This window comes from Sandaracinaceae bacterium (genome assembly GCA_016706685.1).
Taxonomy (GTDB): Bacteria; Myxococcota_A; Polyangia; order Polyangiales; family Houyiibacteriaceae; genus JADJJE01.
On the sequence record JADJJE010000005.1, the window covers coordinates 351,595 to 360,009 of the forward strand.

10 protein-coding genes are annotated in these 8,415 nt (G+C 70.2%); 8 read left to right on the forward strand and 2 right to left on the reverse strand.

Features of this window, described 5'->3' with window-relative positions; translation table 11 throughout:
- Positions 1-49 precede the first annotated feature (49 nt).
- Positions 50-544 carry a DUF2384 domain-containing protein gene (locus IPI43_11105; protein MBK7774665.1) on the forward strand — a complete coding sequence of 165 codons (495 nt, stop codon included), beginning with the start codon at positions 50-52 and terminating at the stop codon, positions 542-544.
- A 1-nt stretch (position 545) separates the two neighbouring features.
- Complete coding sequence (locus IPI43_11110) at positions 546-1,025, forward strand: RES domain-containing protein (protein ID MBK7774666.1); 480 nt, start codon at positions 546-548, stop codon at positions 1,023-1,025.
- Positions 1,026-1,034: 9 nt separating this feature from the next.
- On the opposite strand, the gene IPI43_11115 is transcribed toward IPI43_11110, so the two are convergent.
- Positions 1,035-3,059 carry a glycoside hydrolase family 97 catalytic domain-containing protein gene (locus tag IPI43_11115; protein MBK7774667.1) on the reverse strand — a complete coding sequence of 675 codons (2,025 nt, stop codon included), beginning with the start codon at positions 3,057-3,059 and terminating at the stop codon, positions 1,035-1,037.
- A gap of 123 nt (positions 3,060-3,182) precedes the next feature.
- Here IPI43_11115 and IPI43_11120 point away from each other — a divergent pair, with 123 nt between their 5' ends.
- Genes IPI43_11120 through IPI43_11130 form a run of 3 tightly spaced genes read left to right on the forward strand, consistent with a single transcriptional unit; the run spans position 3,183 to position 4,441 of the window.
- Entirely contained in the window at positions 3,183-3,770 is a 588-nt protein-coding gene (locus IPI43_11120) for a TetR/AcrR family transcriptional regulator (protein MBK7774668.1), read from the forward strand.
- Positions 3,771-3,827: 57 nt separating this feature from the next.
- Positions 3,828-4,055, forward strand: a complete 228-nt coding sequence (locus tag IPI43_11125; GenBank protein ID MBK7774669.1) for a DUF433 domain-containing protein — start codon at positions 3,828-3,830, stop codon at positions 4,053-4,055.
- Between the two features lie 5 nt (positions 4,056-4,060).
- Entirely contained in the window at positions 4,061-4,441 is a 381-nt protein-coding gene (locus IPI43_11130) for a DUF5615 family PIN-like protein (GenBank protein MBK7774670.1), read from the forward strand.
- A 22-nt stretch (positions 4,442-4,463) separates the two neighbouring features.
- On the opposite strand, the gene IPI43_11135 is transcribed toward IPI43_11130, so the two are convergent.
- Positions 4,464-5,210: an SDR family NAD(P)-dependent oxidoreductase gene (locus IPI43_11135; GenBank protein ID MBK7774671.1), complete on the reverse strand. Its 747-nt coding sequence runs from the start codon at positions 5,208-5,210 to the stop codon at positions 4,464-4,466.
- Between the two features lie 93 nt (positions 5,211-5,303).
- Between IPI43_11135 and IPI43_11140 the strand changes: the two genes are divergently transcribed.
- From IPI43_11140 to der, 3 genes are all read left to right on the forward strand, one after another.
- A complete protein-coding gene (locus IPI43_11140; GenBank protein MBK7774672.1) occupies positions 5,304-6,209 on the forward strand; it encodes a formylglycine-generating enzyme family protein in 906 nt (301 codons plus the stop codon).
- A gap of 31 nt (positions 6,210-6,240) precedes the next feature.
- Positions 6,241-7,224 (forward strand): GTPase Era, encoded by a 984-nt coding sequence (gene era / locus IPI43_11145; GenBank protein ID MBK7774673.1) that lies wholly within the window; start codon positions 6,241-6,243, stop codon positions 7,222-7,224.
- 59 nt (positions 7,225-7,283) lie between these two features.
- The coding region (gene der / locus IPI43_11150) for a ribosome biogenesis GTPase Der (protein ID MBK7774674.1) at positions 7,284-8,415 on the forward strand (1,132 nt) is incomplete at its 3' end.

Genomic DNA, 8,415 nt, shown 5'->3' on the forward strand with positions numbered 1-8,415 from the left:
GCGCTCGGCGGCCCTTGCTGGATGCATTTGCACACTTTAGAGTATGCAAATGAGCACACACAAGGATTCGAGCTCACGAGCAAGCCTCCCGGGCTACAGCGGCGGCGCCAACGAATTCAGCCGCGTCATCCTGAAGCTCGGTGGCGAGAAGAAACTCGGGCTCGCCAGCGCCGATGCAGCGGGCATGCTCGCTCGCATCCGGCACGGGTTCCCGGCCACGGTGGTGGACACCCTCTCGACCTCCACGGGTCTCTCCCTCAGGGAGACGGCCGAGCTGCTGGGCCTGTCGCCCTCCACGCTCACCCGCAAGAAGGCCACCAAGGCCCTGCTGGACCCGGCGCACTCGGACCGCGCGTTCCGCGTGGCCAACGCTTTCGCCTATGCCGAGACGGTGTTCGGCGAGGCGGACAAGGCGCTGCGCTGGATGCACAAGCCCAACCGGGCCATGGGAGGCGCCGTGCCCGTGGAGCTGCTGGACACGCAGCTGGGCGAGACCCGCGTGCGCCAGATCCTCACCCGCATCGAGTGGGGAGCGTACTCGTAGGATGCTCGTCTGGCGCCTCTGCAAGGCACGTCGCGCAGCAAGTGTCCTGAGCGGCAAGGGCAGCCAGCTCGCCGGTGCACGCTGGGCGCCTGTGGGGGTGCCCATGGTGTACTGCTCGGCCTCCGTGTCGCTCGCCACGCTCGAGCTGCTGGTCCACCTCGACACGGACGAGCTTCCCGCTGAGCCGTACGTGGCCATCGAACTGCACGTGCCCGACGGCTTGGTGGAGGTGGTAGTGGACGTGGACTTGCCGAGAGACTGGCGAGCAGCACCCACGGTGCTCTCCGACCCCCAGGGCCCGAAGGACTTCGGCGAGGCGTGGTACCGCTCCAAGCGCTCGCTGGCCATCTCCGTGCCGTCCGCGGTGATTCCCCATGAGCGCAATGTGATCCTCAACCCCGACCACGATGCCATCGAGCAGGTGGCGGTCACGAGGACGCTCGCGTACCACTTCGACCCGCGGCTGTTCCTCGGGCCGTAGCGGCCCGCCTCAGGGGCGCAGCACCACCACCAGCCCGCCCGAGGGCCCCAGCGCCACCGGCAGGCTGTCTGCGGCCGTCACGCTGGACGCGGTCTGCGTGAAGCTGTCGGGCGTGGCCCCGCCCGCGATGACCTCCATGGCGTACGCGCCGTCACCCAGGAACGCGAGGGGCACGCTGAGGTCCACACTGTCCGTGGTGCTCGTGATGGCCGCCACGTACCAGGTGCTGCCCTTGCGGCGAGCCAACACAGCGTGCGTGCGCGGGTCGCCCGAAAGGAGGCGCGTCTCGTCCCAGGTGCTGGGCACCTCGCTCATGAACGCCTGCACATACGGGAACGCGGCGAACACGGCGCGGTAGCCCTCGGCCGGGTCGGCGTCGGCGCGGCCACCGAAGTGCGTGATGCCGGACTCGAAGAGCACCGCCTGGGCCAGGCTGCTGATGTACGGCAGGCCCGCGTCGGCGAGCGCCTCTTGGAACACCACCGGCGTGTAGTCCATGGAGCCCACCACGTTGCGCGCGAACACGTACATGAGGTGGATGTCCGGGTCCGCCGGCGCCACGGGGAAGCGGTAGAACTCGGCGCCGCGCACGGCCTCCACGGTCATGAGGTTGGGGTGCGTGCGCTGCCAGCCCCGCGGCAGCGTGGCGCCGTGGAAGTTCACCATCAGGTGGTGCTCGGCGGCGTCTTCGAGGATGCCCAGGTACTGCTGGATGCGGTCCTGCTTGTCGCTCTCGAAGAAGTCGATCTTGATGCCGGCCACGCCCCACTCTTCGAGTCGCGCCATCTCGGCGCGGCGGATGTCGCGGTCCAGCATGCGGTCGCGCGGCGGCTCGGCGCTCACGTTGTGTGGGCCGCCCGAGTTGTACCAGACGTGCACCTGCACCCCGAGCGCCGCCGCGTCGCTGACCAACTGCGGGATGGCGTCCTCGAACTCCTGCCAGTGCGCGTCGATGAGCATGTGCTCCCAGCCGAACTCGGCTGCGCTGGCCAGGTACTCGCGCTGCAGCGCCTCGTCGCCGGTGTCCTGCGTGAGCCACGACCAGGCCGCGCGTCCGGGCGTGATCCAGCGGGTGTCGGCGATGGTGCTGGGCGGGCTCAGGTCGTCCACCAGCGTGGACTCCACCACCGTGCTCAGCTCGCCGGCGATGAGCACGCGCCACGGCGTGCTGAGTGGCAACGTCCCGCTGGGCAGCACCTCCCCCACCTGCTGCCCTTCGCGCGGCGTGGGGAAGATCATGCTGTAGAGCCCACCCGGCGCGAAGCGACCGAGGCGCGAGGCGCAGTACGTTCCGTCGAGGTCGGCCTCGGTCAGCAGCACCCAGCCGGCGTCACCCGGGATCTCGAACAGCGTGGGAAACGCCCAGCCCGAGGCGTTGGCCGAGTCGCCCACCTGAACGCGCTGGAAGGGCTGCTCGTACACGCCGAGGAAGAGCAGCCCGCTCAGGTCGTAGGGCATCATGAAGCCCGCGCCGGATGTGGGCAGCTGGAACGCCGTGTGTTCGGCCTGCACCGTGACGGGCCCGTCGCCCAGCAGCCGGTAGCGAAACGCCGCGCCGTCGTCGTGCACGCGCACGATGAGCTCCAGCTGCGCGCCGCTCGCGTTGCGGAAGCGCAGCGTGTGCTCGTTGCCGTGGGCCTCCCGCTCGGCGCGCTTGCCCACGATCATGGTGTACGCGTCGTGCACCACGCGGGTCTCGTCTGCCACGAAGCGCAGGCCATCCACAAAGCCTTCGCTCGTGGTCTCGATGCCGAGCGGGCTGCTGGCCACCAGCGTCTGCCCGTTGCGCACCAGCGAGTAGGTCAGGTGGTTGGGCCCGCGCTCGTCGCCAGCGGCCTCCGCGTTCAACACGACGCGCAGCTCGAGCGCTCCGTCGGGTGAGGCCACGGTCCAGGCGCGGGGGGCCTCCGTGCCGCCGCAGCCCCAGGCCACCGAGGCGATGGCTGCCCCAGCCACTAGGGTGAGCACGAGGGTGAGCTGCGAGCGCCACCCTGTGATGGCCACGCGCGCGCCTGAATTCACGGTTCGGAGCATGCTGTGACGCTGGCACATGCGCTGACGCGTGTCTGCCACCAACTGTGGGGCACCCCAGGCGGCCTGCGCCCCGCGAGCCGGGGTGACGTAACGACCGGAGCGACTACACTACCAAGCTGTTCGATGAAGCTGACCGGCCGCCCACGACAATTCGACGAGGACCAGGCACTCGAGCGCGCGCTCGAGCTGTTCTCGCAGCGCGGGTATGCGGCCACCAGCATGGCCGACCTGGTGGAGCACACGGGCGTCTCGAAGCAGAGCCTCTACAACACCTTCGGCGACAAGCGCAGCCTCTTCCTGGCCGCCCTCGACCGCTATTGCGAGCGCAGCGACGCCGGCCTGGCTGGCGAGCTGGCGCGCGAAGAGGGCTCGGCCTGCGGGCTGCGCAGCCTCTTCCGCCGGCTGGCCAAGGCCATGGGCGGCACCCAGCCGCGCACGTGCCTGGTGGCCGCCACGTCCATGGAGGTGGGGGCCAGCGACTGTGAGATCTCCGCCCGCGTGCGCGCCCACCTCGAGCGCACCCGCAACCGCTTCGAGACCGCCATCGAAGACTGCGTGGCCAAGGGAGACCTCACCCACGTGAAGAGCCCGCGCGCCGTGGCCAGCCACCTGACCAACACGCTGAACGGCCTGGGCGTGCTGCGCGGCGGCGGCGCCACCGACGAAGAGCTCGACGAGGTGGTGGACGTGGCCCTCTCCGTGCTGGAGTGAGCCGCGCCCAGATCGCCATACTCGGGCTTTGGTTCCGTCTGGTGGTAGACTAGCGACGTGGACCTCTCCCGCATCACACACGACGCTTCCGTCATGGGCGGCCGCCCATGCATTCGCGGCATGCGCGTCACGGTCGGAACGATTGTTGGCCTGCTCGCGGCAGGTCGCAGCCGTGAGGAGATCCTCGGCGCCTATCCGTACCTCGAAGACGAAGACATCACGGCGGCGCTCGGATACGCGGCGTGGCGAGCGCAGGAGTACGAAGTTCCCCTCAAGGCGTCCTGAGCCGCGTGAAGGTACTGCTCGACATGAACCTCTCGCCCGCCTGGGTCGCGTACCTGAGCGGCATGGGAGTCGAGGCCGAGCACTGGAGCAGAGTCGGCCCTCCAGGTGCACCTGACACCCAGGTGATGGCGTGGGCACGGGACCACCACCAGGTGATCTTCACCAACGACTTGGACTTCTCGGCGCTGCTGGCCAGCACCCGTGACGCGGGCCCGAGCGTGCTGCAGATCCGTCTCCAGGACCTCATGCCCGTGGCGGTGGGCGAATTGGTCCTTGGTGTGTTGCGTGCACACGAAGCCGCACTCGAGGCTGGGGCAATCGTCACGGTCGCTGCCAACGGGGCTCGCGTGCGCGTCCTACCTCTTGCCGGCGACAGAGGAGAATGACGCGGCCGCCCCGGGCGCAGCGTCAGAACTTGACGCGGCGCATGACCGCCCGCGGCAGCGCCCGGATGACACCCATCACCAACGCCCACGGCGCGGGTGCATAGACCACGGGGGTGCCGCGGTCGATGGCGCGCAGCACGGTTCTGGCCACGGCCTCGGGCTCGCCCGCGAACGGCGGCGGCTTGAGGCCCTCGGTCATGCCGGTGTTCACGAAGCCGGGCTTCACCGTGACCACCTTCAGGCCCGCGGCGCGGTAGCGGTGGTCGAGGCCCTCGAGGTAGCTGGAGAGGCCCGCCTTGGACGCCCCGTAGATGACCACCGGCTTGCGCCCGCGCTCACCCGCCACCGAGCTGAACACGCACAGGGTGCCGCCACCCTGCGCGAGAAGCCGCTTCCGCGCCCGCTCGCAGAACGCCACCGTGTTGGCGAAGTTCACGGTCACCAGACGCTCCATCAGCGCCTCGTCCTGCTCCAACTGCTCCTGGGTGGCGAACAACGCGGCCGTCACGATCACGCAGTCCAGCTTGCCCAGCGCCTTCTCGGCTGCGTCGAGGGCCGCGTCGAAGCCCGCCGGCTCTTCGAGGTCACAGGTGGCGGTACCCACCTCCATGCGCGCCCCCGTGGGCGCCCGCGCCTCGAGGTCCCGCGCGCTGCGCTCGAGCTCGCGCGTGTCGCGCCCCAGCAAGAAGAGCTGGTCGCCGCGCTCGGCCAGCTGCCGCGACAGCGCGCGCCCCATGCCCTTGGTGCCACCCAGGATGACGACGTTCATGCGCCGCACCATCGCGCCCCCGCGCGCGCGGCGCAAGCAGCGCGTGGGTGGCCTGCCTTGTGCCCCGTGCGCCCCGGCTGCTACACGTCCCCCATGCGCAGCCGCCCCTCCCGCGTCGCCCTCCTGAGCCTGCTCGGCTCGCTGGGCATGCTGGGCGCCGTGGCCGGCGCGCGCTCCCAGGCAGAACTCGCGGTGGTGCCGAGCGACGTGGTGCTCATGGAGGGCGGCAGCTTCTTCCGCGGGGCCAGCGACCGCGAGCTGCGCGAGGCCTACCAGCTGTGCCTGCTACGCACCCGGGTGGGCGCCGGCAACGAGCTGCGCTGCTCCGAGCAGCTGTTCGAGCTGGAGTCCCCGCGGCGCGTCATCACGCTGGGGCCCTACGGCATCGACCGCATGGAGGTGAGCCACGCCCGCTACCGGCGCTGCGTGGCCGCGGGGCAGTGCCTGCCGGCCGGGGTGAGCGCCGACGACACGCGGGTGGGCCAGCCCAACATGCCGGTGGCGGGCGTGAGCTACCCCGACGCCGAGCGCTACTGCCGCTTCGTGGGCGGGCGCCTGCCCACCGAGAGCGAGTGGGAGCGCGCGGCCGCCGGCACCAGCGGTGCACGCCGCTTCCCTTGGGGGCGCCAGTACAACGAGCGCCTGGCCAACCACGGCGACGACGGCCGGCCCGACGCCACCGACGGCTACCGCTACGCCGCCCCGGTGGACGCCTTCGCGGCCGGCCAGAGCGCCGACGGGCTGCTGAACATGGCGGGCAACGTGTGGGAGTGGACGCAAGACCGCTTCGAATACGAGGGCTATGGGGGCGGCCCCAGCGTGAACCCGCAGGGCAGTCCCAGCGGCGGGGAGCGGGTGGTGCGCGGCGGCTCCTGGCGCTCGGACGCCTACTCGCTGCGCGTCACGCACCGCGTCCCGGTGGGCGAGGGCTCACGCTTTCCGGACCTCGGCTTTCGCTGCGCGTACGACGTCCCCCAGCTCGCAGCCCGGGCCAAGTAGCGCCGCGGCGAGTCGCAGCTACACTGCGGCCATGCCTCGCGCGGACGAAAGCCAAGACGCGACGCCCCCCCAGAGCGACCCGGATGCGGTCGTCGCGCGGTCCGGGCGTTGCGCCATCGTGGGCCGACCCAACGTCGGGAAGTCCACGCTGCTGAACGCCTTGCTGCGCCAGAAGCTGGCCATCGCCACCCCGCGGCCGGGCACCACCCGCTCGGCCATCCTGGGTGTGTACAGCTCGGAAGACCCTCCCACGCAGATCGCCTTCGTGGACACGCCAGGCCTGCACCGCCCCAAGAGCGCCCTCGGCAAGGTGCTCATCGAGCAGGCCGAGCAGGGCCTCGCCAACGCCGACGTGGTCATCTTCATGACCGAGATCCCCGTCAAGCGTCCGCGCGAGGGCGAGGTGGAGCTGGTGCGCGAAGACGACATCCGCGTGCTCGAGATGATCCGCGACAGCCAGGCCCCCAAGATCCTCGCGGTCAACAAGGTGGACCTGCTCAAGGACAAGTCGCGCATGCTGCCGCTGCTGCAGGCCTATCAGCAGCAGATGAGCTTCGACGCGGTGGTGCCCATCTCCGCACGCAAGCGGCTGAACTTCGACGCGCTGCTGAGCGAGATCCGCAAGCACCTGCCCGTCGGCGCCATGTACGACGACGACTTCTTCACGGACCGCCCGGAGCGCTTCTTCGTGGCCGAGCTCATCCGTGAGGCCGTCATGAACCAGACGCGCCAAGAGGTGCCGCACGGCGCCGCATCGGTCATCGACGACTACGTGGTGGACGGCGGTCTCGTGCGCATCAAGGCCACCATCGTGGTCGAGAAGGCCTCGCACAAGGGCATCGTCATCGGCGCGCAAGGCGCGCGCATCAAGACCATCGGCACCAACGCGCGCCAAGAGATCGAGAAGCTGCTGGGGCAGAAGGTCTTCTTGGAGCTGTGGGTGAAGGTGATCCCAGGTTGGACCGGCGACCCGAACGAGGCGCGCCGCCTGACCACCGAAGTGGAGCAATCGTGAGTCGTAAGAGAAGACCCCTGGGCAAAGAGCTGCCCGCCGGCGCCGCGGGCTCGCGGCCCATGGTGGCCATCGTGGGCCGCCCCAACGTGGGCAAGAGCACGCTCTTCAACCGGCTCGCGGGGCAGCGCATCGCCATCGTGGAAGACATCCCGGGCGTCACCCGGGACCGGCACTACGCCGACTGCTGGGTGCTGGGCCACGACTACGTGCTCATCGACACGGGCGGCTTCGACCCGGAGAGCGACGACCCCATGCAGGAGGGCATCGCGCGCCACGTGCGCCTGGCGCTCGACGAGTGCGACGTGGTCATCTGCGTGGTGGACGCCACCACCGAGCCCATGCCCGCCGACCGCGAGGCCATGAGCCTCCTGCGGCAGGCCGACAAGCCCGTGATCTACGTGGCCAACAAGGCCGACACGCCGCAGAAGTCGAACGAGGCCACCAGCTACTACGAGCTCGGCATCGACCGGCTGCACAACATCTCCGCGCTGCACGGGCACGGCTTCGGTGAGCTGAGCGAGTCGCTGGCGGCCGCCCTCCCGGAGCAGGGCGGCCCCACGCTCGACATCGACGAGGACACGCCGCGCGTGGCCATCATCGGTCGCCCCAACGCCGGCAAGTCCTCGCTGGTGAACCGGCTGCTGGGCGAGGACCGCCAGCTGGTGGACGACCGCCCGGGCACCACGGTGGACACCGTGGACTCGCTGCTCGAGGGCGAGACGGGCTCCTTCGTGTTGATCGACACGGCCGGCATCCGCCGCAAGCGGGCCATGCAGAAGGCCAGCACGGTCGAGACCATGAGCGTCTTCCAGGCCATCCGCGCCATGGAGCGCGCCGACATCGTGGTGGTCATGATCGACGCCAACGAGGGCGTGGGCGAGCAAGACGCCAAGATCGCAGGCCTGGCCGAGGACCGCGGCTGCGCCATCTTGCTCGCGCTCAACAAGACCGACCTGATGTCGCAAGACGACCAGAAGCAGGCCATGGACCGCGCCCGCGAGGTGCTGGCGTTCATTCCGTGGGCGCCCATGGTCACGCTCAGCGCCAAGACCGGCAAGGGCGTCAACGTGCTCATCACGCGCGTGGCCGACGCCGTGGCCGAGCATCGGAAGCGCATCCCCACGGGCGAGCTGAACCGCTTCTTCGAAGAGGTGCTGGCCACGCACCCGCCGCCCAGCATGGGTGGGCGCG